Annotated in this window: 22 protein-coding genes; 18 read left to right on the plus strand and 4 right to left on the minus strand. The window is 60.9% G+C overall.

All coding sequences use genetic code 11. The annotated features are described in order from the left end of the window. Positions 1–30: 30 nt before the first annotated feature. From AB4N84_RS08145 to selO, 3 genes are read left to right on the plus strand one after another with little or no spacing between them, the layout of a single operon-like run. Positions 31–1773 (plus strand): potassium/proton antiporter, encoded by a 1743-nt coding sequence (locus tag AB4N84_RS08145; protein WP_074751664.1) that lies wholly within the window; start codon positions 31–33, stop codon positions 1771–1773. A gap of 36 nt (positions 1774–1809) precedes the next feature. Beyond that, complete coding sequence (mscK, locus tag AB4N84_RS08150) at positions 1810–5190, plus strand: mechanosensitive channel MscK (RefSeq protein WP_460045914.1); 3381 nt, start codon at positions 1810–1812, stop codon at positions 5188–5190. Between the two features lie 48 nt (positions 5191–5238). Beyond that, a complete protein-coding gene (selO, locus tag AB4N84_RS08155; RefSeq protein WP_460045915.1) occupies positions 5239–6702 on the plus strand; it encodes a protein adenylyltransferase SelO in 1464 nt (487 codons plus the stop codon). Here the strand turns inward: selO and AB4N84_RS08160 are convergent. The 3 genes from AB4N84_RS08160 to AB4N84_RS08170 form a co-directional block, all read right to left on the minus strand. Next, entirely contained in the window at positions 6686–7582 is an 897-nt protein-coding gene (locus AB4N84_RS08160) for a hypothetical protein (protein WP_460045916.1), read from the minus strand. The two genes, selO and AB4N84_RS08160, sit on opposite strands and share 17 nt — an antisense overlap. Positions 7583–7832: 250 nt before the next feature. Further along, a complete protein-coding gene (locus tag AB4N84_RS08165; protein WP_460045918.1) occupies positions 7833–8099 on the minus strand; it encodes a hypothetical protein in 267 nt (88 codons plus the stop codon). Positions 8100–8248: 149 nt separating this feature from the next. Next, on the minus strand, positions 8249–9253 hold the full coding sequence (locus AB4N84_RS08170) for a hypothetical protein (RefSeq protein ID WP_460045919.1): 1005 nt from the start codon (positions 9251–9253) through the stop codon (positions 8249–8251). A 298-nt stretch (positions 9254–9551) separates the two neighbouring features. Between AB4N84_RS08170 and trxC the strand changes: the two genes are divergently transcribed. The 3 genes from trxC to AB4N84_RS08185 all read left to right on the plus strand — a co-directional run bounded on the left by trxC (position 9552) and on the right by AB4N84_RS08185 (position 11151). Then, positions 9552–9986 carry a thioredoxin TrxC gene (trxC, locus tag AB4N84_RS08175; protein WP_460045920.1) on the plus strand — a complete coding sequence of 145 codons (435 nt, stop codon included), beginning with the start codon at positions 9552–9554 and terminating at the stop codon, positions 9984–9986. 136 nt (positions 9987–10122) lie between these two features. Continuing rightward, the gene (locus tag AB4N84_RS08180; RefSeq protein ID WP_074751650.1) at positions 10123–10503 is read left to right on the plus strand and encodes a PAAR domain-containing protein; all 381 of its coding nucleotides are present in this window, start codon (positions 10123–10125) and stop codon (positions 10501–10503) included. Between the two features lie 366 nt (positions 10504–10869). Continuing rightward, a complete protein-coding gene (locus tag AB4N84_RS08185) occupies positions 10870–11151 on the plus strand; it encodes a hypothetical protein (protein ID WP_460045921.1) in 282 nt (93 codons plus the stop codon). An 89-nt stretch (positions 11152–11240) separates the two neighbouring features. On the opposite strand, the gene AB4N84_RS08190 is transcribed toward AB4N84_RS08185, so the two are convergent. Next, entirely contained in the window at positions 11241–12020 is a 780-nt protein-coding gene (locus tag AB4N84_RS08190) for a ParA family protein (protein ID WP_074751646.1), read from the minus strand. Between the two features lie 286 nt (positions 12021–12306). Here AB4N84_RS08190 and AB4N84_RS08195 point away from each other — a divergent pair, with 286 nt between their 5' ends. The 12 genes from AB4N84_RS08195 to AB4N84_RS08250 all read left to right on the plus strand — a co-directional run bounded on the left by AB4N84_RS08195 (position 12307) and on the right by AB4N84_RS08250 (position 23191). Continuing rightward, positions 12307–13035: a beta-ketoacyl synthase chain length factor gene (locus tag AB4N84_RS08195; protein WP_460045922.1), complete on the plus strand. Its 729-nt coding sequence runs from the start codon at positions 12307–12309 to the stop codon at positions 13033–13035. Next, positions 13011–13823, plus strand: coding sequence for a lysophospholipid acyltransferase family protein (locus tag AB4N84_RS08200; protein WP_460045923.1), 813 nt, complete (start codon positions 13011–13013; stop codon positions 13821–13823). Before AB4N84_RS08195 ends, AB4N84_RS08200 begins: the two co-directional genes overlap by 25 nt. After that, positions 13798–14058 (plus strand): phosphopantetheine-binding protein, encoded by a 261-nt coding sequence (locus AB4N84_RS08205; RefSeq protein ID WP_074751640.1) that lies wholly within the window; start codon positions 13798–13800, stop codon positions 14056–14058. Before AB4N84_RS08200 ends, AB4N84_RS08205 begins: the two co-directional genes overlap by 26 nt. Positions 14059–14067: 9 nt before the next feature. After that, positions 14068–14322, plus strand: a complete 255-nt coding sequence (locus tag AB4N84_RS08210; RefSeq protein WP_074751638.1) for an acyl carrier protein — start codon at positions 14068–14070, stop codon at positions 14320–14322. Beyond that, positions 14319–14864 carry a COG4648 family protein gene (locus AB4N84_RS08215; RefSeq protein WP_074751636.1) on the plus strand — a complete coding sequence of 182 codons (546 nt, stop codon included), beginning with the start codon at positions 14319–14321 and terminating at the stop codon, positions 14862–14864. The genes AB4N84_RS08210 and AB4N84_RS08215 overlap by 4 nt, the downstream gene beginning before the upstream one ends. Then, entirely contained in the window at positions 14861–16540 is a 1680-nt protein-coding gene (locus tag AB4N84_RS08220; protein WP_460045924.1) for an AMP-binding protein, read from the plus strand. The genes AB4N84_RS08215 and AB4N84_RS08220 overlap by 4 nt, the downstream gene beginning before the upstream one ends. Before the next feature lie 68 nt (positions 16541–16608). Beyond that, positions 16609–17343, plus strand: coding sequence for a glycosyltransferase family 2 protein (locus tag AB4N84_RS08225; protein ID WP_074751632.1), 735 nt, complete (start codon positions 16609–16611; stop codon positions 17341–17343). Positions 17344–17402: 59 nt separating this feature from the next. Then, a complete protein-coding gene (locus tag AB4N84_RS08230; protein WP_083370646.1) occupies positions 17403–18284 on the plus strand; it encodes an LpxL/LpxP family acyltransferase in 882 nt (293 codons plus the stop codon). Continuing rightward, positions 18265–19809: an HAL/PAL/TAL family ammonia-lyase gene (locus AB4N84_RS08235; protein WP_460045926.1), complete on the plus strand. Its 1545-nt coding sequence runs from the start codon at positions 18265–18267 to the stop codon at positions 19807–19809. The genes AB4N84_RS08230 and AB4N84_RS08235 overlap by 20 nt, the downstream gene beginning before the upstream one ends. Continuing rightward, positions 19802–20227 (plus strand): acyl-CoA thioesterase, encoded by a 426-nt coding sequence (locus AB4N84_RS08240; RefSeq protein WP_460045927.1) that lies wholly within the window; start codon positions 19802–19804, stop codon positions 20225–20227. Before AB4N84_RS08235 ends, AB4N84_RS08240 begins: the two co-directional genes overlap by 8 nt. Further along, positions 20224–20835, plus strand: coding sequence for an outer membrane lipoprotein carrier protein LolA (locus AB4N84_RS08245; RefSeq protein ID WP_460045928.1), 612 nt, complete (start codon positions 20224–20226; stop codon positions 20833–20835). Before AB4N84_RS08240 ends, AB4N84_RS08245 begins: the two co-directional genes overlap by 4 nt. Then, positions 20825–23191: an MMPL family transporter gene (locus tag AB4N84_RS08250; RefSeq protein WP_460045929.1), complete on the plus strand. Its 2367-nt coding sequence runs from the start codon at positions 20825–20827 to the stop codon at positions 23189–23191. The genes AB4N84_RS08245 and AB4N84_RS08250 overlap by 11 nt, the downstream gene beginning before the upstream one ends.

Consider the following 23191-nt stretch of genomic DNA (forward strand, 5'->3'; position numbering starts at 1 on the left):
CAATTTCTGCTTATGTCTGGAGTACCGCCCTTGGATGCCACGACCATCAACAGCCTGTTCCTGATCGGCGCGTTGCTGGTGGGTGCAAGTATTCTGGTCAGCTCGCTGTCCTCGCGCCTTGGCATTCCGATTCTGGTGATCATCCTGGCGGTCGGTATGGTCGCGGGCGTCGACGGCGGCGGCATCATCTTCGACAACTACCCCACCGCTTATCTGGTCGGCAACCTCGCACTCGCGGTGATCCTGCTCGACGGCGGCTTGCGAACGCGGGTCGCGAGCTTCCGCGTAGCGCTCTGGCCCGCACTGTCGCTGGCCACGGTCGGGGTGCTCATCACCACCGGGCTGACCGGCATGGTTGCGGCCTGGCTGTTTGACCTGAACATCATTCAAGGCTTGCTGATCGGCGCTATCGTCGGTTCCACGGACGCTGCAGCCGTCTTCTCGTTGCTCGGCGGCAAGGGCCTGAACGAGCGGGTAACCGCCAGCCTTGAGATCGAATCCGGCAGCAACGACCCGATGGCGGTGTTCCTCACCGTCACCTTGATCGACATGCTGTCCAGCGGCCAGACCGGGCTGCACTGGAGCCTGCTGGGGCATCTGATTCAGGAGTTCGGCATCGGCGGCATCATCGGTCTGGGCGGCGGCTGGTTGATGCTGCAATTGGTCAACCGAATCAATCTGGCCAACGGCCTCTATCCGATCCTCGTGGTCGCAGGCGGCCTGGCGGTGTTCGCGTTGACCAACGCCATCCACGGCAGCGGCTTTCTGGCGGTGTACCTGTGTGGCCTGGTGCTCGGCAACAAACCGATCCGCAGCCGTCACGGCATTTTGCACATGCTCGACGGCATGGCCTGGCTGGCGCAGATCGGCATGTTCCTGGTGCTGGGCCTGCTGGTCACGCCCCATGACCTTCTGCCCATCGCCCTGCCCGCTCTGGGCCTGGCGCTGTGGATGATTCTGGTGGCGCGCCCGCTGTCGGTGCTCGCCGGCCTGCTTCCGTTCCGGGTGTTTCACGGTCGCGAAAAGGCGTTCATTGCCTGGGTCGGCCTGCGCGGAGCGGTGCCGATCATTCTGGCGGTGTTTCCGTTGATGGCGGGCCTGCCGCACGCTCAGCTGTACTTCAACCTGGCGTTCTTTATCGTGCTCGTCTCGCTGCTGGTTCAGGGCACGAGCCTGCCGTGGGTCGCCAAATGGCTGAAGGTGACGGTTCCGCCGGATCCTGCGCCGATCTCACGAGCGGCGCTGGAAGTCCACGTGACCAGCGAGTGGGAGTTGTTCGTTTACCGACTCGGCGCGGAAAAATGGTGCATCGGCGCCGCCCTTCGCGAGCTGAAAATGCCGGAAGGCACACGCATCGCCGCCCTTTTTCGGGGTCAGCAACTGCTCCATCCGTCGGGTAGTACGGTTCTGGAGACCGGTGACCTGCTCTGCGTCATTGGCCATGAACACAACCTTCCGGCGCTCGGAAAGCTGTTCAGCCAGGCACCACAAAGGGGTCTGGATTTGCGCTTCTTCGGCGACTTCGTGCTCGAGGGAGACGCTCAGCTCGGGGCTGTCGCGGCGTTGTACGGTTTGAAGCTCGACGGCCTGGATTCGAATATGCCGCTCAGCCAGTTCATCATTCAGAAGAATCGCGGCGCCCCGATTGTCGGCGACCAGGTCGAATGGAACGGAACTATTTGGACAGTTGCGGTTATGGACGGGAACAAGATCCTCAAAGTGGGCGTCAGATTCCCCGAAGGAAGCCGCCCGGGTCCCGGGCTCTTCCTCTAAACTGCTCTCCTTTCCTGATTGTTCGACCCGGTGTCTATGTTCACGCTGCGTACTTTTTTTGCCTCGGCCCTGCTTGGGCTATGCCTGTCGTCACTCCCGGCGCTTGCCGCCGACACGCCTCCACCTTCCAGCGAAGCCGTTCAGCAGAGCCTGGACAAGATCGCCGACCGGAAACTGTCGCCTGACGATCAAAAGGCAATGCAGCAAGTGCTGGAGCAGACGCTCGGTTTCCTCGCCAGCCAGAAGGACAACCAGAAGAAGCTCGATGACCTGAAGAAACAGCTGGCCGACGCGCCCAGGCAGACCACCGAGAACCAGAAAGAGCTGACGCGCCTCAAAGGCATTCGTCAGGTGCCTGTCGCCCAGCGTTACGCCAACATGAGCGTTCCGCAACTTGAGCAGATGCTCAGCGACCGCAGCACCCAGCAGGCCGACCTGCAGAAAGCCCTGAACGATGCCAACAGCATGACGATTACCGCGCAGACCCGCCCCGAGCGTGCGCAAGCGGAAATCAGCAGCAGCCAGACGCGCATCCAGACCATCAACGGCATCCTCAAGAGCGGCAAAGACGCCGGCAAGGCGATCAATGCCGACCAGCGCAATCAGCTGAACGCCGAACTGGCCTCGATCAACGCCTTGATCGCGCTGCGTCGTCAGGAACTGGCGGGCAACAGCCAGTTGCAGGATCTAGGCGGCAGCCAACGTGACTTGCTCACCGAGAAGGTCGCCCGTCAGGATCAGGAAATCCAGGACCTGCAGACCCTGATCAACGACAAACGCCGCGCGCAGTCCCAGGAAACCGTGACGCAGCTGTCGATCGAAGCGCAGAAGGCCGGCGGAAGCAGCCTGTTGGCGACTGAAAGTGCGGCGAACCTCAAACTCTCCGACTACCTGTTGCGCGGCACCGACCGCCTTAACGAACTGACGCAACAGAACCTCAAGACCAAGACCCAGCTGGACGCCATCACCCAGACCGATCAGGCGCTGGACGAACAGATCAACGTGTTGAGCGGCAGCCTGCTGCTCTCCAAGATTCTCTACAAACAGAAGCAGTCTCTGCCCAAGCTGAAACTGGACAGCGGCCTGGCCGACGAAATCGCCGACATCCGCCTGTATCAGTTCGAGGTCAATCAGCAGCGCGAACAGATGAGCAACCCGAGCAACTACGTCGACAGCTTGCTGGCAACGCAGAAGCCGGAAGACGTCACCCCGGCGCTGCGCAAGACGCTGCTGGACCTGGCAACCACCCGAACCGACCTGCTGGAACGCCTCAACCGCGAACTGAGCGCGCTGCTCAACGAGTCCATCACGTTGCAGCTGAACCAGAAGCAACTGGTCAGCACGGCGCTTAGCCTGCGTCAGACCCTCGACGAGCAGATGTTCTGGATCCCGAGCAACAAACCGCTGGATCTGGAATGGTTCGAGCGCGTTCAGCCGCGCTTGATGAAACAGATCACCACCCTGCCCTGGACCTCCAGCCTCAGTGAACTGGCCGACGGCCTGACCCAGCGCCCCCTGATTTTCCTGCCGCTGCTGCTGGTGATCGGCGCCTTGATGTGGAAGCGCAAGGCGCTCTACGACAAGCTCAACCGGCTGCACGGGGACATCGGACACTTCAAGCGTGATCGGCAATGGCAAACGCCGCTGGCGATTTTCATCAACATCCTGCTGGCCATGCCGCTGTCACTCGCGCTGGCGTCGTGTGCGCTGGCGCTGCAGATCGACGCGCGGGAACAGAACGTCAATCTGGGCGCGGCACTGTTGCAAATTTCGCTGGCCTGGCTGGTGTTCTACACCGCGTACCGCATTCTGGCGCCGGGTGGCGTGGCGCAGCTGCACTTCCGCTGGGAAAAGCCTCAGGTGGAATTTTTGCGCGGCTGGATTCGTCGTTTGGGTCTGGTGGTGCTGGCGCTGGTCACCGTGGTTGCCGTCGCGGAGCATGAACCGTCGGCGCTGGCGGACGATGTCATCGGCATCGCCGTGGTGCTGACCTGCTACGCCCTGATGACGTGGTTGCTCGGCCGTTTGCTGCTCACCAGCCCGACCCACCAGAACGCCTCACTGTTCCGTCGTGCAGTGGGCCTCGCCTTCACCGCGCTGCCGGTCGCGCTGTTCGTTGCCGTGTGCTTCGGCTACTACTACACCGCGCTGAAACTCAGCGACCGACTGATCGATACCCTCTACGTCCTCATGCTGTGGCTGGTCATCGAAGCCGCCTTCGTTCGCGGCCTTGGCGTCGCGGCGCGGCGTCTGGCCTATCAGCGAGCGCTGGCCAAACGTCAGGCTGCCAAAGAGGCGGGCGACGGCGAGATACCGGTGGAAGAGCCGACACTGGACATCGAACAGGTCAACCAGCAGTCGCTGCGACTGATTCGTCTGGCCTTGCTGGCCGGTTTCGTCGGGGCCCTGTACTTCGTCTGGGCCGACCTGATCACGGTGTTCTCGTACCTGGACAACATCACCCTGTACGAATACACGAGTGGCACCGGCGCCAACATGAGCATGGTTCCGATCAGCCTGGGCGACCTCATCGGCGCACTGGTGATCATCGGCATCACCTTCGTGCTGGCGGGTAACCTGCCCGGTCTGCTGGAAGTGCTGGTGCTGTCCAAGCTGAACCTCAAGCAGGGCAGCTCGTACGCCACCACAACGCTGCTGTCCTACATCATCGCGGGCGTCGGTTTCGTCTCCACGCTGTCGGCACTGGGCGTCAGCTGGGACAAGCTGCAATGGCTGGTCGCCGCACTCTCGGTTGGCCTGGGTTTCGGCATGCAGGAGATCTTCGCGAACTTCATCTCCGGCATCATGATCCTGTTCGAACGCCCGGTGCGGATCGGCGATACCATCACCATCGGCAACCTGTCGGGGACGGTGAGCAAGATCCGCATTCGTGCAACGACCATCACCGACTTCGACCGCAAAGACATCATTGTCCCGAACAAGACGTTCATTACCGGGCAACTGATCAACTGGTCGCTGACCGACACCATCACCCGCGTCACGCTCAAGCTTGGCGTGGACTACGGCTCCGATCTGGACCTTGTTCGCAACCTTCTGCTCAAGGCCGCACGTGAAAACCCTCGGGTTCTGAAGGAACCTGAGCCGATCGTCTATTTCCTGAATTTCGGGGAGAGCACGCTCGACCATGAACTGCGCATGCACGTGCGCGACCTTGGGGACCGCAACCCGGTGCTCGACGAGATCAACCGGTTCATTAACAAGGAATTCAAGAAACAGCACATCAATATTTCGTTCCGGCAGATGGAGGTTTACCTCAAGAACATGCAGGGACAGGAGTACAAAATGGTGCCGATCGAGCCAGAGCCGAAAACCATCGCACCGACGCCCGCCTCGCCGACTGCCATGCCCTCCGCCCCGAAGGATGTGCCTGAGCCGCCGGACGTCAAGCTCGACTGACCCGAAGAATCCCAGCAGAATGGTCGGACATTCTGCTGGAGGCATCCCTTGAAAGCCCTCGACGAGCTGACCTTCGATAATCGCTTCGCCCGCCTGGGCGACGCGTTTTCCACGTCCGTACTGCCCGAACCCATTGCCGAGCCACGCCTGGTGGTCGCAAGCGATGCGGCCTTGGCGCTACTGGACCTGGACGCTGCGCAAGCCGAAGAGCCGGTGTTCGCCGAGCTGTTCAGCGGCCACAAGCTATGGGCCGAAGCCGACCCGCGCGCCATGGTCTATTCCGGCCACCAATTCGGTTCCTACAACCCACGCCTGGGCGATGGCCGTGGCCTGCTGCTCGGCGAGGTGTACAACGACGCAGGCGAACATTGGGACCTGCACCTCAAGGGCGCAGGCCAGACGCCCTACTCGCGCATGGGCGACGGTCGCGCCGTGTTGCGCTCCTCCATCCGCGAATTTCTCGCGTCCGAAGCGCTACACGCGCTGGGCATCCCGACCAGTCGCGCGGGTTGCGTGATCGGCTCGAGTACGCCGGTCTGGCGGGAAAAGCAGGAACGCGCAGCGATGGTGTTGCGGCTTGCGCAAAGCCACGTGCGCTTCGGCAGCCTCGAATATTTCTTCTACACCAAGCAGAACGATCAGTTGAAAGAACTGGCCGACCACGTCCTGTCGCTGCACTACGCCGAATGTCTGGAACAGCCGGAACCCTATCTGGCGATGTTCCGCACGATCGTTGAACGTCAGGCCGAACTGATCGCCAAGTGGCAGGCCTACGGTTTCTGCCACGGCGTGATGAACACCGACAACATGTCGATTCTGGGCATCACATTTGACTTCGGTCCGTTTGCCTTTCTGGACGACTTCGATCAGAACTTCATCTGCAACCACTCGGATCACGAAGGGCGTTACTCCTTCAGCAATCAAGTGCCGATTGGCCAGTGGAACCTCAGCGCACTCGCTCAAGCCCTGACGCCGTTCATCAGCGTCGAAGCGCTGCGTGAAGCACTGGGCATGTTCTTGCCGCTGTACCAGGCGCACTACCTGGATCTGATGCGTCGCCGCCTTGGCCTGACCACGGCCGAAGATGACGATGCCGAGCTCATCGCCCGCTTGCTGCAACTGATGCAGAGCAGCGCCGTCGACTACAGCCTGTTCTTCCGCCGCCTGGGCGAAGAGTCCGCCGACATCACCGTCAGTCGCCTGCGCGACGACTTCGTCGACATGCTCGGCTTCGACGCTTGGGCCCAGATGTACATAACCCGCATCGCCCGCGAACCGGCCACAAATCAGGAAGACCGTCGCGCCCGGATGCACGCCGTCAACCCGCTCTACATCCTGCGCAACTACCTCGCCCAACGCGCCATCGAAGCCGCCGAGCAAGGCGACTACAGCGAAGTCCGCCGACTGCATCAAGTGCTGTGCACGCCATTCGAGGAACAGCCCGGCATGGACAGTTATGCACAGCGTCCGCCGGATTGGGGCAAGCATCTGGAGATCAGTTGTTCGTCGTAGTGATCGACGAGGGTTCGGCATCACAAGACGGAGAAGGCTTATCGAAAACAGAGGCCGAGGTGGGCGCCTGCGCAGAGTGCTTTTGTACAGAGAGGTCACTTATGGCCTCTGCCTCTTTTTTCTCTGCCACCGCGATACTCGCCAGAATGTCGTACAAATTGAGTCCTCGCTCCGCCAGCTCATTTGGCTCCCCACCGCGGCTGGCCAACTCCACACGAATCTTCTCCAGTAACTCAGCTTCGTAATCTCCTGGGTAGCAATCCTGAACTTGCTCAATCTTTGGCAGCCCTCTGTAGAAGTTCAGGACCTCCGTGAGGAACACCGGAACCCTCCCAGTTTGCGCGCTTTCCAATTGGCAGCGAGTGACCGCTCCTTTCTCCCATTCAGACTTGATACGCTCACTTTCAGACCACGCCGCCCGCCGCTCATTGATGGTGTAACCGCCACTGTCATCGTAAGCAATGAGTGACAACTGATCTCGAGACAAGCCTGCAAACGGATTTTTTGCGTAACGGCTACCGTTGATGGTTTGGTTGACGTATTCGGTGGCCTGTTTCGCACGAGCCAGGTGTTCGGCATCATCTGTGTCGGGCTGCTCCACATCGTGCCGGGATTTCCCGAACGTGTACCCGTCCAACGCAAAATTGTTTATCTGCTTCTTTGCATAAGCAGCCAGTTCATCACGAGACAGTTCCTGTTCTCGTTTGCTGGATCGAAGCGCGCTTTCACTTAATTGCCGGGCCAGCAGAGACACATTTGCGTTATCCGTCTGCACCCTCGAAGAATCTGGCTCTTTCACAACCTCACTGCCAGCGGTGGTTTCTTTGTCCACTTTCACACTGACAGGTGCCGTTATCGCGACGCCTATGCCTTGGATCATATCGCCCTCCAGTATTGTCATATTAAAGATGGCCACTTATTTAGCGGCCACCCTTAAGCTGAACCTATTAACGCATTATGAGATTTACGCTCCAATCGTGATTGGAATAGTTCACAGCAGTGATACTGATGTCACATCTTGCACCACCACTGGCGACAGCGTTTTTATTCCACTTGGGTGTTCTGACACCACCCGGCGTAGAGTTCATCAGATAACTGGTCGTGAACTGGCACGACTAACCCCCGGATTTTTACGTCACCATCGCATAGGTAATGGGTGAAGAGCCCGTCGCACTTACGATATAACTTCGAGTACTTCTGCTCTCCACATTGGAAGGTTTAGGAGAGGCGTTCGAATACGTCGTCAATTCGTTCCTGCTACCACCGGACTGGTAAGTCGCAACCTCCGTCGTATTGTTAGTAAAGCTTACGGTAACCTGCGGCGTCGCAATAGCCGATCCCGCACTAAGCATTGCAACCACCGAGATGGCAGATTTAATCGTCTTGGCATTTTTCATTTTGATCATCCTTTTTGTTAGATCTGAAAAAAGCTAATCAGATACCCACCATCACCACAACGACTCGAACGGATAGTCCTTTTGGAGCACAACACTATTACCCTCTTTGCAACTCCCATAAGCGTTCAGTCTTGAAGTGATACCGCCGACTATTCTGCAGTCGGCGTCGAACTGCTCACCGCCTCTCCCTTACCCATTGACGCGGTGGCGCTCGATCCACCAGGGAGGGACGTTGAGAGGGACGCTGCCTGTACGGGTTTGACCGCCTTGGCCGCAGAGGCCTCTTGCTTGGCCCATCGTTCATTCCACGACACTGGCGTCGCCGAAGTCCTGGGGGTGAATTTCTTTCTGAGCAGCGGACTGCCCGGGTCGGCCTTGCTTTTCTGGGTATCGACGATCCCGGCGAGGATGTCGTAAAGCGTCAGTTTGCGATCGCCGCCCTGACGGGTCACGGCGCCCGGGAAACTCGGCAGTGCGGGATCGGACTTGATCCTTGCTTTAAGCAGGGCCTCGGTGTCCTTTGGGTAGTCCACTGCTTTTTCGATGGCAGGCAGCGATTTGTAGTAGCTGAGGGCTTCGTTGTAGAACTTTGTCGCGTTGCCTGTGCGGGCTTGCTCGAGGATACCGGCGGGAATAGCGGTCTTGCGCCAGGCATCGTCGATTTTCTGCACGCCCTGGTACGCCGCGCGTCGTTCGTTCAGGGTGAACGCGCCGCTGTCATCGTAGGCAATCACGTTGAGCTGTTCGCGAGACAGCTTCTCAAACGGGCTCTTCGCATTCGAGTGACCAGCCAGCGTCAGGGTGACAAACTCACTGGCTCTTCGCGCCCGGTCCAATAGCTCGGGGTCACGCGTATCGGGCACTTCCATCGCCCGGGTGTAGTTGTTGGCCTTGGGCGATTCGACCAGAAATTCGTTGATGCGATTGAGGCCATACTTGCCTAACTCGGCATGGGTCATGACCGCATCCCGCGCGGCCGCACGCGCCGTGCTTTCGCTCAGTTGGCTGGCGAGGGTTGAGAAGGTCGCCTTGTCGGCAGGCGTCTTCGTGGTTTTATCCACAACGGCCGGATCACTCGGTTTTTCGGAAGAGGTCGACGCGGCCACCTTGTTCGGCATGATGGCGGAAAGAGCGTTTTGCAACTGACTGATCATCGGCGTTTCCCTGGCAATGAAGGGTCAGGGGCGGATGTCCGGAAGGTGGATTGATAGCCCCTTGATGGGAGGCTATCGATGGAGATGCAGGGCGGATAGCTGGGCGAACGGGGGGTTCTTTGGGATAAACCACAGAAACAAAATCGCCTGTACACCCGCGCGTCCAAGGTCGCGAGCGTATTAATCAAGACATCCTGAGCGTTGCCGAACACTCAGAACACAAGGTGAGCAATCAACTTGATAAAACTCGCCCCAGCCTCCACTTACCGGTTATCAGCCCTTCTCTCAGGTAGCCACCATGTCCGACGCTCTGTTGATCCCCTGCCCTCACTGCAACGGCCTCAATCGCATCCCTGCGGACCGGGTCGCTGATCAGCCCAAATGCGGTCGCTGCAAGCAGCCTGTTCTGCTGACGAAGCCGTTCAACCTCACCCAAGGCGACTACGCCAGTCAGATCAAGGGCGATCTGCCGTTGTTGGTGGATGTCTGGGCGGACTGGTGCGGGCCGTGCAAATCCTTTGCGCCCACCTTCGAGCAGGCGGCCGTGCAGTTGAGCGGTCGCGTGCGTCTGGCGAAGCTGGACAGTGAAGCCAATCAGCAACTTTCGGCCCAGTTGGGCATTCGTTCGATTCCCAGCCTGATTCTGTTCAAGAACGGCCGCGAAGTCGCGCGCCAGAGCGGCGCCATGCCGCTTCAGCAACTGATCGCCTGGCTCGCCAGCCACGGAATTTGACAGCTGTTTCGCCAAAGCTTGAAGCGCACGACAGCCAACGATGTAGGTCATTTCTGAAAGCGCTTTTCAGCACGACGGTCGCCGACATCAGCGTCTAGGGTTTGCCATTCCCACCGCAACCCTGGAGCAGTAAGCGATGACACGTGCGATCAGAGAAGGCGACGCGACGACGACAGGCGGCACCGTTTTGAAGGCCTCGGGATCACTGACATGGGAGGACCGCCGCCTGGCCCGCATGGGCGACCCGGTATGGTGTCCCGAATGCGAGCAAGTCGGGTTCATTGCCCAGGGCAACCCGACCTTCATCGATCAGTTGATCGCGGTGGCCACGCACACGCAGACCGTGAAATGCGGCTGCGCAGAAGGCAGCAATCGACTGATCGCCAGCCAGGATCATCTGGTGGCGGATATGGACGCGGCCATTGCCATTCCGAAGGATGAGGCAGAGCAGGCGCGTAAGCGGGCGAAACGCCTGACGAAATCCATCCAGATAGAACATCCACCGAGAGTGGTTTAGACGCTCTGTTGCACATCATTAACAGAGAGGGCTCTACGGATTTTTCATACAAGACACCGCGAAGGCCCTGACAGCACCTAGGCATGGCGTTGCGTACCGTGGACGACTTTAATTTTTTCGTTGTTCGGCGAGTGCTGCGCGTACGGCAGAAGCAAGCTATCGACGGGAGTTTCTATGGCTTTTCACGGACGATTCGTAATCAATAACTCAGAATTTTCGCCCTTGACCATTTTCGGCATCGGCAAGTTCATGGCCTTCTCTGGCAACAGCGTTTACCGGAATCGGGGCACGCGTTGACCGGCGCCAGCAAAATACCCGTGAAGTCCACGGGGTTGCACGCTTATGGGTGGATAGAGGTCATCGCACATGCAAGCACTTGCCCATAAGGCGTGTAAGGTTTTACTGTTTTTGACTCTGCTGATACTCGCGGTGTTATTCCTGCACACGTACCCATATCCCATGCCCGCGGAACAACGTGAATACTGGTTCCATGCGGCAAGTTGTTTAGGTATAGCCAACCCGGAGGACCTCTATTTTCCCACCATGTGGGTGATTGACCTCATCGCCGCCACAGTCGCGTATCGCGTGATTATCAAGCTGTGCAGCAAATCACCCACACCAGCCCCTCGCCTGCCACCAGATAACTAGCGTCGTGCAGGCCTATTGCTGGGATGGACGACGTATTGCTTATGACCATTACATCCTGAGGTGTGGCTACCGCTAGCGCCTGCGCCCCCTCAGTCAGCCGCATTGCTCTCCAACAACCGATGCAACTCCACGAACTGCTGGCTCAGCTTGTGCCGAGGGTCCAGATGGATCAGCGGCATGTTGGCCTGATGCGATTCGCGCATCTTCACCGAGCTGTTGAGGTAGACCGGCAGCACCGGCAATCCCTCGGCGATCAGTTCGTCGAGGATCTGTTGCGGCAGGCTGGCGCGTGACTGGAACTGGTTGACGATGATCCCTTCCACTTCCAGCTCTTCGTTGTGGTCCTCCTTCAACTCGTCGATTTCCTTGAGCAAGCCATAAAGGGCCTGGCGCGAGAAGCTGTCGCAATCGAAGGGTATCAACACGCGGTCTGCGGCAATCAATGCCGACACGGCATAGAAATTCAACGCGGGCGGTGTATCCAGATAGATACGGTCGTAATCCTCGTCGAGCTCTTCCAGCAATTTACGCAGCTTGTTGATCTTGTGCTTGGCCTCGAGCTTGGGCTGCAGGTCGGCCAGTTCGGCGGTCGCCGTCACCACGTGCAGATTCTCGAAGGGCGTCTCGTAGATATCGACCTGGTTTTTCTTCGAGAACGGGCCGGCGGAAAGCGTGTGCTTGAAAAAGTCGGCGATGCCCATGGGGATGTCCTCGCCGGTCAGACCCGTCAAATATTGCGTCGAGTTGGCCTGAGCATCGAGGTCGATCAAGAGCGTCCGGTGGCCCTCATGGGCACTCACGGCCGCCAGATTGCAGGCAATGCTCGACTTGCCAACGCCACCTTTCTGATTGAACACCACACGCCGCATGTGAAAACTCCCTGTTGCTGTGTTGCAGTGGAGGATCGCCCGGCGACCCGATGAATGGGCCGAGTCTAGGCAAACCCTGCTACTAGGGCGAGCGCTTCAGGCAAAAGAGACAACAGAAACGGACGAATCCTACGTGAATACGTGAAATTACCTACTTACAAATTGCTACAGATCGCATGCATCGGGATAATGCCCGCCACTCGGTGATAGCGCCGCGCCATGGTTGGTGTCACTTCGGATACTCGAAGCCAGGAAGTAAGCCCGCATAGGGGCGGGATGATAATTCGTGATCAACTTCAACATTGCACAGTGGCGCGCGTGGGCTCCCGGGCTGACGACGGTCGAGGACTGGCGCCAATGGGGCGAGAACCCGACACGCCTGAGCGATCAGGGCGAAGCGCCAGACGTGTCTTTTCTGCCCGCCATGCAACGGCGACGCCTGAGCCGCTTGGCGCGGATGGCGTTCAGTGTGGGTTGGCCGCTGGCTGAAGGGCACGCACAACTGCCGCTGGTGTTTGTCTCACGACACGGCGAGACGCCCCGCACCTTCGAGATCCTAAGTGATCTGGCGGCCGATCAGCCATTGTCGCCGACCCAATTCAGCCTTTCTGTGCACAACGCCGTGATTGGCCTGTGGTCCATCCTGCGCAATGAAACCAGTGAAATGACAGCCTTGGCGGCAGCGGGTGACGGGCTTGAGCATGGTGTGCTGGAAGCCGCGACGTTGCTGAACGAAGGGGCACCCGCCGTATTGCTGATCGTGACCGAAGAGCAGCCCCCTGCCGCCTATGCCCCCTGGATCGACGACGTGCCGTTCCCCTATGCACTCGGGCTTTTGTTGACGCCAGGCGACGAATGGCAGCTGGCGTTGAGCACTTGTCAGTCTAACGACGGCGCGAATGTCTCCAGCAAATGGCCACACGCCCTCAACCTTTTACGCGCGCTGTCGACACAACAGTGCGCTCTGCAGCATCCCTGGAAAAACCGGCAATGGAACTGGCAACACAACCGCTGAGCAAAAGTCGTGACGCCTACTACTGGCGACTGCTGACAACAGCCCTGAGTTTCGCCCTTTTCGGGCTGGGCGGGTTGTGCCTGCGTTTGGCGATATTTCCGTTGCTGGCATTACTGCCGGGCAACGCCTGTGCCCACCAACGCCGCGCCCGCCGGACCATCAGCCGTTTGTTCTGGATGTTCATCCGCTTTATGGCCAGGGTCGGCGTGCTGACCTACGAAGTCGAAGGCGCCGAGTGCCTGGGACGCCCGGGCCAGATGATCATTGCCAACCATCCCTCACTGATCGATGTGGTGTTTCTGATCGGCCTGGTGCGTGACGCCAACTGCGTGGTCAAGCAGAGCCTGTGGCAGAACCCGTTCACCCGGGGCCCGGTCCGCTCCACCGGTTATGTGAGCAATGACGGCAGCGCGGACATGCTGGAGAACGCCGCCCATCTGCTGCAGATCGGCCAGACCCTCATCATTTTCCCCGAAGGCACGCGCACCCAACCGGGCAAGGCGCCTGCGTTCCATCGCGGTGCGGCGGCCATCGCGCTGCGCGGCGCGAACGTCATCACCCCGGTCACGATCCATGTGTCGCCGACCACCCTGACCAAGGCCGAACCCTGGTACCGCATTCCCCTGCGCCGCCCGCATTTTCACCTGCGTGTGGGCAACGATATCGACCCAGCGGCGTTTGCCGCGCTTGGCCCGGCCCCTGTGGCGTCGCGCAAGCTCAATGACCATCTGCACCACCACTTCATCAAGGAGCTCGCCACAGATGAGCGATCTGCACCTGGAAATTAAACAGCTGATCATCGATGCCTTGGGCCTCGAAGACATCAGCACCCATGACATCGGCAACGACCAGACGCTGTTTGGCGAAGGTCTGGGCCTGGACTCGGTCGACGCCCTGGAGCTGGGCCTGGCCATTCAGAAACGCTACGGCATCAAGATCGACGCCGACGCCAAAGACACACGCACCCACTTCACCAGCGTCGACAGCCTCGCGGCCTTCGTCAACGCACGCCAAGTGGCCTGAGGACTGAACATGCAATCCCGTGAAGACATCTTCGAAACCCTGCGCACTGCAATGGTTGAGCTGTTCGAACTTGAACCTGAGCGCGTTACCCTCGAAGCCAATCTGTATCAGGACCTCGAAATCGACAGCATCGATGCCGTCGACCTGATCGACCACATCAAACGCAAGACCGGCAAGAAAATCGCCGCCGAAGAGTTCAAGTCCGTACGCACCGTCGGCGATGTGGTCGAAGCGGTTTACCGCTTGGTCAACGCCGCCGCATGAGTCGCCTGACCGGCCTGTTGCTGGTGCTCGCGGGTGTGCTGTACCCGTTCGCCGTGTATTTCGGCATGGAGCACTTCTCGCCCTGGCAATTCGCGCTGTTGCTCGGCTCTCTGTGGGCGGCCCGGGTACTGACCGGTGAGCGACGTCCGGATAACCTGGGCATGGCACTGGTCGCCATCGGCTTTTGTCTGCTGCTGGTCGTCTTTGACAGCTCGCGACTGTTGCGCTGGTATCCCGTGCTGATCAGCGGTTTCATGCTGACGCTGTTCGGACTTAGCCTGTTGCGGGGTATGCCGATGGTGGAGCGGCTGGCTCGCCTGACAGACCCCGACCTGCCAGACATCGCCATCCGCTATACGCGCCACGTCACGCAGGTCTGGTGCCTGTTTTTCCTGTTCAATGGCCTGGTGGCTGCCGCGCTTACGCTATGGGCGCCGCTGAGTTGGTGGACGCTGTACACCGGCCTCATTGCCTACGGTTTGATGGCGACGCTGTTTGCCGCCGAATGGATCGTTCGCCAGCGTGTTCGAGGCCGTGCATGAGCTGGATGAACCTTGAACGGCTGTTGCTGGACGCTGATCCCACCCGTGAGGTTGCTCACTCGCCCGCCTTGAGCCATGCGCAGTGGCGTGAACGAACGTTGGGTGTCGCCAGCGCGCTGCAAGCGCGAGGGGTATCCAGCGTCGCCATTCACCTGGAAGACGCCGGCGATCTCGCCGTGGCCCTGTTCGCCGCATGGCGCGCGGGCGTCAGTGTCCTGCTGCCGTCCGACCTGCAGGCGCAAACCCGTGAGCGCTGGACGCACCGCGTTGACCTGTGGCTCACCGATCTCCCCGGCGATATTCAACTGGACACCCTGAGCGCTGACCCACTCGAACCGGCATCCCTGGACCTCGACACGTGCGTGTTGAGCCTGTGCACCTCCGGCTCAAGCGGCGAGCCCAAGCTGATCGAGAAAAAGCTTCGGCAACTGGCCAATGAAGTCACGGCCCTGGAGCGGTTGTGGGGCGCGGACCTGGGCCACGCCTGCATCATCGGCAGCGTGGCTGCGCAACATATCTACGGACTGCTGTTCCGGGTTTTGTGGCCGCTGTGCGCCGGTCGTCGTTTCGTGCGCAAGCAATTGCCCTTCCCCGAAGACCTGCAGCGGGCGAGTCGTGAGCATGAATCGTTCGCCTGGGTCGCAAGCCCTGCCCTGCTCAAGCGCATGGGCGATAACCTCGACTGGAGCAGCATGAGCGCTGTGCGCCGGGTGTTTTCGTCCGGGGGCGCTTTGCCGACAGACGCCGCACAGAGCCTGCATGACCGCCTGGGTCAGTGGCCGACAGAAATTCTCGGCAGCTCGGAAACCGGCGGGATTGCCTGGCGTCAGGGCGACCCGTTGTGGCGCGCATTTGACGACGTGAAGCTGAGCCAGGACGACGATGGCGCGCTTCGCATCGAATCCCCTTATCTGCCTGCCGGGCACGTCGAGCAGACGGCAGACGCTGCACGGTTTACCGAAGAGGGTCGCTTCGAACTGCTGGGTCGGCTGGACCGCATCGTCAAACTGGAAGAAAAGCGCATTTCTCTGCCGCTGCTCGAACAAGCGCTCGCCACTCATGATTGGGTCAGCGAAGCCCGCTTTGGCGTGGTGCGGGAAAACCGGGCATCGCTGGGCGCGCTGGTGGTGCTGAGCGCCAGCGGTGTTCACGCCTTGCGCAATCAGGGCCGGCGCGCGCTGACCAACGCCTTGCGCCAGCATCTGGTGCCTCACTGCGAGGCGCTTGCGCTGCCAAGGCGTTGGCGTCTGTTGACCCAGCTGCCGCTCAACCCCCAGGGCAAGCTGCCTCAAGCGCAGGTGGAGGCCCTGTTGGTGGCGCCCCGCATTCAAGGGCCTGAACGGGTCAGCCAGCAGCAGGTCGGTGACGAACTGCAACTTGAGCTGGTCGTGCCCCTGGATCTGGCGCATTTCACCGGGCACTTCCCCGGCACGCCGATTCTGCCGGGCGTGGTGCAGGTGGATTGGGCGATCACGCTGGGGCAACACTTGATGAGCCTGCCGCCCCGTTTCGCGGGCATGGAAGTGCTCAAGTTTCAGCAACTGGTGCGCCCCGGCGATCGCCTCAGCCTCACGCTTCGCTTCGATCAGGAGCGCGGCAAACTGCATTTCGCTTACCGCAATGGCGACGCGGCCTGTTCCAGTGGACGGATTTTGTGGGTGAACGCGGATGTTTGAGTCACTGATTTGCGGGATGAGCGCCAGACCTGTGGGAGCGCAGCGTCGTGTTCGAAAAGGATTTTTCAATGCATAACCCCTGCGCCGTTATCCCGGTTTACAACCACGAACTGGCCGTACCTGCCGTGGTTCAGGAGCTGCTGGACGCGGGTTTGCCGTGCGTTCTGGTCGATGACGCCAGCAGCCCCGCTTGCGCCGCCGTGCTCCAGACACTGGCCGGGCAGGACAACGTGTTTCTCGTGCAACTGCCCGTCAATCAGGGCAAGGGCGGTGCGGTCATGGCCGGGTTGCGTGAGGCGGCGAAGCTGGGCTTCAGCCACGCGCTGCAGGTCGATGCGGACGGTCAGCACGACCTGAACGACATCGCCGTGTTCCTCGACAGCTCCCGCCAGCACCCGAAGTCGCTGATCTGTGGCTATCCCCAATACGACGCCAGCGTGCCGAAAGGTCGCCTGTACGCCCGCTACCTGACGCACGTCTGGGTCTGGATCAACAGCCTGTCGTTGCAGATTCCCGACTCCATGTGCGGGTTTCGCGTCTACCCGCTCAAACCGGTTCTGCACCTGATCGACACCGTGAATCTGGGCAAGCGCATGGACTTCGACCCGGAAATTCTCGTGCGCCTGTCGTGGCGCAATCAGCCGATGCAGTGGCTGCCGACCAAGGTGCATTACCCGCAGGACGGGCTCTCGCATTTCCGGCTGTTTCATGACAACGCGCTGATTTCGAAGATGCACGCCAAGCTGTTCTTCGGCATGTTGGCGCGTTTTCCGCTGATTCTCTGGCGGCGGTGGCTGCCGTGAGCGAGGGCGAGAACAAACAGCATTGGGCCGAACACGAAGAGCGCGGCAGTTTCCTTTTGATGAAACTCACCGCCTGGGGCGTCAAGGTCCTCGGACGCCGCGTGTTGAGCCCGATACTGCACGGCATCGTGTTGTACTTTTTCCTGTTCGGTCGTAGCGCTCGTCGCAGTGCCTGGCAATACCAGCAACGCCTGGCCGACTCGACTCAGCGACATGAACTGCGCCCCACCACCTGGCGTGTCTTCAAGCAGTTCATGGCCTTCGCCGAGGCGTTGCTGGACAAGCTCGACGTCTGGAACGGCAAGCTTGGCCTTGAGCAGATCGAAATCATCGACTCCGCCAACCTGCGCGATCAATTGCGCGGCGAGCGTGGGCAGATGCTGGTGGGCGCACATTTGGGCAACCTCGAAGTCTGTCGCGCACTCGCCGAACTGGGCGAAAAAGTCACGATGAACGTGCTGGTCCACACCAAGCACGCCGAGCGCTTCAATCGCCTGCTGGGCGAAGCCGGCGCCACCAACTTGCGGCTGATTCAAGTCAGCGAACTGGACCCGGCAATCATGCTGCAACTGAGCCAGCGCCTGGACCGCGGTGAGTGGCTGGCGATTGCCGGCGACCGCGTCCCGCTGCACGGCGGACGCAACGTTCGGGTGGACTTTCTCGGCCACTCGGCAGCGTTCCCTCAAGGCCCATGGCTGCTGGCCGGCCTGTTGAAGTGCCCGATCAACCTGATTTTCTGTCTCAAAGGCTCTGCCGGTTATCGCGTGGTGCTCGAGCCGTTTGCCGCCGCCATCGAATGGCGGCGCAGTGATCGCCAGCAGGTGATCGCGCAATGGACTCAACGTTACGCCGACCGTCTGGCGCACTACTGCCTGCAAGCGCCGCAGCAGTGGTTCAACTTCTACCCGTTCTGGAAATCCGATGACGAACCAAGCACCTGAGCCGATCATCTTCGGCGAGCGTCCTCTGAGCATTGAGGAAGTCCTGGCCCTCTCCAACCGGCAGCGCCCGACCGCGCTGCAAAGCGACAAGGACTATCGCCAGCGCATCGCCAAGGGGGCGCAGTTCCTCGATTCCCTGCTCGACAAGGAAGGCGTCATCTACGGCGTCACCACCGGCTATGGCGACTCTTGCGTCGTCGCTGTGCCGCTGCAACACGTCGAGGCGCTGCCACGTCATCTGTACACCTTCCACGGCTGCGGCCTGGGCAAACTGCTCGACGCTCAGGCGACCCGTGCGGTATTGGCCGCCCGCCTGCGCTCCCTGTGCCATGGCGTGTCGGGCGTTCGCGTCGAACTGCTGGAGCGTCTGCAGGCGTTTCTTGATCACGACATCCTGCCACTGATTCCGGAAGAAGGGTCGGTCGGCGCCAGCGGCGACCTGACCCCGCTTTCGTATGTCGCGGCCACGCTGTCCGGCGAGCGCGACGTGATGTTCAACGGCGAGCGTCGCCCGTCTGCGGATGTGCACCGTCAGCTCGGCTGGGACCCGCTGGTGCTGCGCCCGAAGGAAGCGCTGGCGCTGATGAACGGCACCGCGGTCATGACCGGCCTGGCGTGTCTGGCGTTTGCCCGCGCTGACTACCTGTTGAAACTCGCGACCCGCATCACGGCGCTGAACGTGGTGGCCCTGCAAGGCAATCCGGAACACTTCGACGAGCGTCTGTTCGCCGCCAAACCGCATCCGGGTCAGATGCAAGTTGCCGCCTGGCTGCGCAAGGACCTAGCCATCGACGCACCCACCGCGCCGCTGCATCGCTTGCAGGATCGTTACTCCCTGCGTTGCGCGCCCCACGTACTGGGCGTGCTGGCCGACAGCCTGAACTGGCTGCGCGGCTTCATCGAGATCGAGCTCAACAGCGCCAACGACAACCCGATCATCGACGCCGAAGCCGAGCGCGTGCTTCACGGCGGCCACTTCTACGGCGGTCACATTGCTTTCGCCATGGACAGCCTGAAGAACCTGGTCGCCAACGTCGCCGACCTGCTGGATCGCCAACTGGCGCTGCTGGTGGACGAGCGTTACAACCATGGACTGCCGAGCAATCTGTCCGGCGCTGCGGCGGATCGCGCAATGATCAACCACGGCTTCAAGGCCGTGCAGATCGGCACCAGTGCCTGGACCGCCGAAGCGCTGAAAAACACCATGCCCGCCAGCGTGTTCTCCCGCTCCACCGAGTGCCACAACCAGGACAAGGTGAGCATGGGCACCATCGCCGCTCGCGACGCCATTCGCGTGCTGGAGTTGACCGAACAGGTCGCGGCAGCGGCATTGATCGCGGCCAATCAGGGCGTGTGGCTGCGCAGCCGCGACGCCGAAGCGCGACCCCTTCCGCCGGTGCTGGCCGCCATGCACGCGCAACTGCGTGAAGACTTCCCGCCCGTCATCGAAGACCGCGCGCTGGAGGGTGAACTGCGCCTGTGTCTGAAGCGCATCGCCGACCAGCACTGGAGGCTGCATGCGTAGCAAAGGCGTTATCCACGAAGACACCGAAGTGCTGGTGCCGTTTTTCGACGTCGACACCATGCACGTGGTCTGGCACGGGCATTACGTGAAATACCTGGAAGTCGCGCGCTGCGCACTGCTCGACAAACTCGGGCACAACTACACCCACATGCTCGAATCGGGTTACGCGTGGCCGGTGATCGACCTGCAACTGCGCTACGTGCGCGGCGCAGTGTTCGGCCAACGCATCAACGTGCGCGCCAGCCTCGTGGAATGGGAAAACCGTCTGAAGATCGATTACCTGATCACAGACAAGGTGACGGGTGAACGTCTGACCCGCGCCAGTACTGTTCAGGTCGCGGTCGACGTCAACAGTCGCGAAATGCAGCTGGCCTCGCCCAAGGTGTTCGTCGCCGCCGTCGAGAGGGCGTTGTCATGAAGCGCACTGGCAAAGCATTTTGCACGTTGCTGCTGCTGAGCCTGACGACGCTGGCCCACGCCTTCGACCTGCAGCAACTCAGTGAGCAACTGGCAAAACCGAGTGTGATCCATGGGCGTTTCGTTCAGGAAAAACACTTGCGTTCGCTGCCGCAACCGCTGACCAGCAAGGGCGACTTCGTGCTGGCGAAAGACTTCGGCTTGTTGTGGCTGTTGAATACGCCGCTCAAACAGGATTACCGCATCACCTCCGCAGGCATCGCCCGGCGCGCGATGGATGAAGACGGCCGCTGGCAAATGCTTCCCGGCAAAAGCGCCGGTGCCGAGCAGAACCGGTTGTTCCTGGCGGTACTGCAAGGTGACAGCAGCGGCTTGCAGCGTGATTTCGACTTGCACGTGACCGGCGACGCCCAGGCATGGCAACTGACACTGGTGCCACGCTCTCTGCTGCTGCAACAGGTGTTCAAGCAGATCAACATTGACGGCGGCGCGCTGGTTGAACGTATCGAGCTGTTGGAAACCCAGGGCGACAGCACCCTGCTGAAGATGATCGACAGCACCAGCGCCACGCCGCTGAGCGATTCGGAGCGCGCTGATTTTGCGCCTTGAACGTCTGTTGCCGCGCCTGTTCCTGATCGTCCTGCTGGCCGTGCTCGCACTGGCGGGCTGGCAATGGCACGCCGGCGCGCCCCTGTCGGCGAACTTGATGGAACTGGTCCCCGGCAGCAGCCCTGACGCCCTGGAGCTGCGCGCCGAGCAACGTATTCAAGAGCCGTTGAACCGCGAAATGCTGGTGCTGGTCGGGCATGCCGATCAACAGAAAGCAGTAGAACTGGCCCATAAGATCAGTGATCAATGGCAGGCGAGCGATCTGTTCGAAAAGGTTCAGTGGAACCTGCAGGCCGACCTTCCGGCGTTGCGTGAGCAACTGCTGCAAGGCCGACTGGCGATGCTGTCGGACAGCGACCGAACGCAATTGATCGAACAGCCCCAGGCGTTCATTCAGAAACGTGTCCAAAGCCTGTTCGACCCGTTCGGCGGTTTCAGCCTGGTGCCCAGCCAGGATGACTGGCTGGGGCTGACCGGCCGCATCCAGAACAGCCAGCCCACCCAGGGTTCGGTGCAACTGGACATCGGCAGCGGCGCGCTGATCGCCCACGCCGACGGCAAGCACTGGGTGCTATTGAGGGCGCGAACCAAGGCGGACGCGTTCGACATGAGCCTGCCGCTGAAGGTTTCGGCGCTGCTCGATGAGGCGCGCGCCCAGGCCAGCCAGACCGACGCTCAATTACTGGCAGCCAGCGGCCTGCTGTACGCGGCCCATGGTCAGCAGCAAGCCACGCGGGAAATCACCTGGGTCGGCGGCGGTGCCACCCTGGGCATCCTTCTTCTGTTGCTGCTGGCCTTCAAACGCTGGCGGGTTTTGCTGGCGTTCTTGCCGGTCGTGGTCGGCATGCTGTTCGGTGCCACCGCCTGCATTGCGCTGTTCGGCAAGATGCACGTCATGACACTGGTGTTGGGCTCGAGTCTGATCGGCGTTGCCGTTGACTACCCACTGCATTACCTGTCCAAGGGCTGGAGCCTGCAACCGTGGCGCAGCTGGCCGGCATTGCGCCTGACCGTGTCGGGCCTGAGCCTGAGTCTGGCCACCAGTTGCATCGGCTACCTTGCGCTGGCCTGGACACCGTTCCCTGCCCTGACGCAGATTGCCGTGTTCTCCGCCGCCGGCCTGATCGGCGCATACCTGACGGCCGTGTGTCTGTTACCTGCTCTGCTCCAAGGCGTCGAGCTGCGCCCGGCACAATGGCCGCTCAAGGTCGCTGAACGCCTGATGGGCCTTCGCGCCCGACTGCTGAGCCGCGTCAGCACGCCGGTCCTGCTGGGTTTACTGCTGATTTTTTGCGCGACCGGCTTGTGGCAACTGACCACGAAAAACGACATCCGCCAGTGGATCGCCGCGCCCCAAAGCCTCACCGATGAAGCGCGCGCGGTGGCGCGCATCACCGGCTATCAGCCCACCAGCCAGTTCTTTCTGGTGCGCGGCGCGGATCAGCAGCAGTTGCTGGAGCGGCAAGCCGCACTCAGTCAGCGGCTGGATCAACTGGTCGCGCTCGGCAAGCTGCAAGGGTATCTGTCGCTCAACCAGCAGGTGGCCACGCCAACCGAACAACAAGCCACGCGCAAGGCACTCGATACGTTGCCCGATCATTGGCAACCGCTGCTGGAACTGGGCGTACCGGTGGAAGCGCTAAACAAAGAGCTGGCAACGCTGCGGGCCCTGCCGCCGCAGGACATCAATCAGGTATTGGCCGGCCCGTTGGGCGAGCCTTGGCGCCTGCTGTGGATGGGCAACGCTGACGGTGGCGTCGCCGGCATCGTCAGCCTTCAGGGTCTGAACGATGCCAATCTGCTTCGCAGCCAGGCGCAGGACTTACCCGGGGTGCAACTGGTTGATCGCCTGGGCGACCTGAACAAGGTGTTCGCCGCCACGCAGATCAGCGCCGCCGAGCTCAAACTGCTGTCCTGCGTGCTGATCGTCCTGTTGCTGATCGTACCGTTCGGCCTGGGCGGCGCGCTGCGGGTGATCGCGCTACCGTTGCTGGCTGCCGTGTGCAGCTTGGCGAGCCTGGGCTGGCTGGGTCAGCCGCTGACGCTGTTCAGCCTGTTCGGTCTGTTGCTGGTCACGGCCATCAGCGTCGATTACGCGATTCTCATGCGCGAGCAGGTCGGCGGCGCCGCCGTCAGCCTGCTGGGCACCTTGCTCGCGGCAGCCACCACGTGGCTGTCGTTCGGCTTGCTGGCGATTTCCAGCACACCGGCAGTCAGCAACTTCGGCCTGTCGGTGAGCCTGGGCCTGGCGTTCAGCTTCCTGCTTGCGCCATGGGCTGGCGATGACCGGCCTCTACCCTCGCACGACGCCAATACCGTCAAACACTCGAAAAGGAAACCTTGTGCTAATAGCTGA

This window comes from Pseudomonas sp. S2_H01, from assembly GCF_054668305.1.

Excerpts from the sequence above, each read along its gene's own strand:
- AB4N84_RS08230 (WP_083370646.1), top strand. The coding sequence starts at position 17,403 with ATGAAACTCACCGCCTGGGGCGTCAAGGTCCTCGGACGCCGCGTGTTG.
- trxC (WP_460045920.1), top strand. The coding sequence starts at position 9,552 with ATGTCCGACGCTCTGTTGATCCCCTGCCCTCACTGCAACGGCCTCAAT.
- AB4N84_RS08215 (WP_074751636.1), top strand. The coding sequence starts at position 14,319 with ATGAGTCGCCTGACCGGCCTGTTGCTGGTGCTCGCGGGTGTGCTGTAC.
- AB4N84_RS08180 (WP_074751650.1), top strand. The coding sequence starts at position 10,123 with ATGACACGTGCGATCAGAGAAGGCGACGCGACGACGACAGGCGGCACC.
- AB4N84_RS08160 (WP_460045916.1), bottom strand. The coding sequence starts at position 7,582 with ATGATCCAAGGCATAGGCGTCGCGATAACGGCACCTGTCAGTGTGAAA.
- AB4N84_RS08170 (WP_460045919.1), bottom strand. The coding sequence starts at position 9,253 with ATGATCAGTCAGTTGCAAAACGCTCTTTCCGCCATCATGCCGAACAAG.
- AB4N84_RS08220 (WP_460045924.1), top strand. The coding sequence starts at position 14,861 with ATGAGCTGGATGAACCTTGAACGGCTGTTGCTGGACGCTGATCCCACC.
- AB4N84_RS08245 (WP_460045928.1), top strand. The coding sequence starts at position 20,224 with ATGAAGCGCACTGGCAAAGCATTTTGCACGTTGCTGCTGCTGAGCCTG.
- AB4N84_RS08235 (WP_460045926.1), top strand. The coding sequence starts at position 18,265 with ATGACGAACCAAGCACCTGAGCCGATCATCTTCGGCGAGCGTCCTCTG.
- AB4N84_RS08190 (WP_074751646.1), bottom strand. The coding sequence starts at position 12,020 with ATGCGGCGTGTGGTGTTCAATCAGAAAGGTGGCGTTGGCAAGTCGAGC.
- AB4N84_RS08185 (WP_460045921.1), top strand. The coding sequence starts at position 10,870 with ATGCAAGCACTTGCCCATAAGGCGTGTAAGGTTTTACTGTTTTTGACT.
- AB4N84_RS08240 (WP_460045927.1), top strand. The coding sequence starts at position 19,802 with ATGCGTAGCAAAGGCGTTATCCACGAAGACACCGAAGTGCTGGTGCCG.
- AB4N84_RS08205 (WP_074751640.1), top strand. The coding sequence starts at position 13,798 with ATGAGCGATCTGCACCTGGAAATTAAACAGCTGATCATCGATGCCTTG.
- AB4N84_RS08200 (WP_460045923.1), top strand. The coding sequence starts at position 13,011 with ATGGAACTGGCAACACAACCGCTGAGCAAAAGTCGTGACGCCTACTAC.
- AB4N84_RS08225 (WP_074751632.1), top strand. The coding sequence starts at position 16,609 with ATGCATAACCCCTGCGCCGTTATCCCGGTTTACAACCACGAACTGGCC.
- AB4N84_RS08165 (WP_460045918.1), bottom strand. The coding sequence starts at position 8,099 with ATGAAAAATGCCAAGACGATTAAATCTGCCATCTCGGTGGTTGCAATG.
- AB4N84_RS08210 (WP_074751638.1), top strand. The coding sequence starts at position 14,068 with ATGCAATCCCGTGAAGACATCTTCGAAACCCTGCGCACTGCAATGGTT.
- mscK (WP_460045914.1), top strand. The coding sequence starts at position 1,810 with ATGTTCACGCTGCGTACTTTTTTTGCCTCGGCCCTGCTTGGGCTATGC.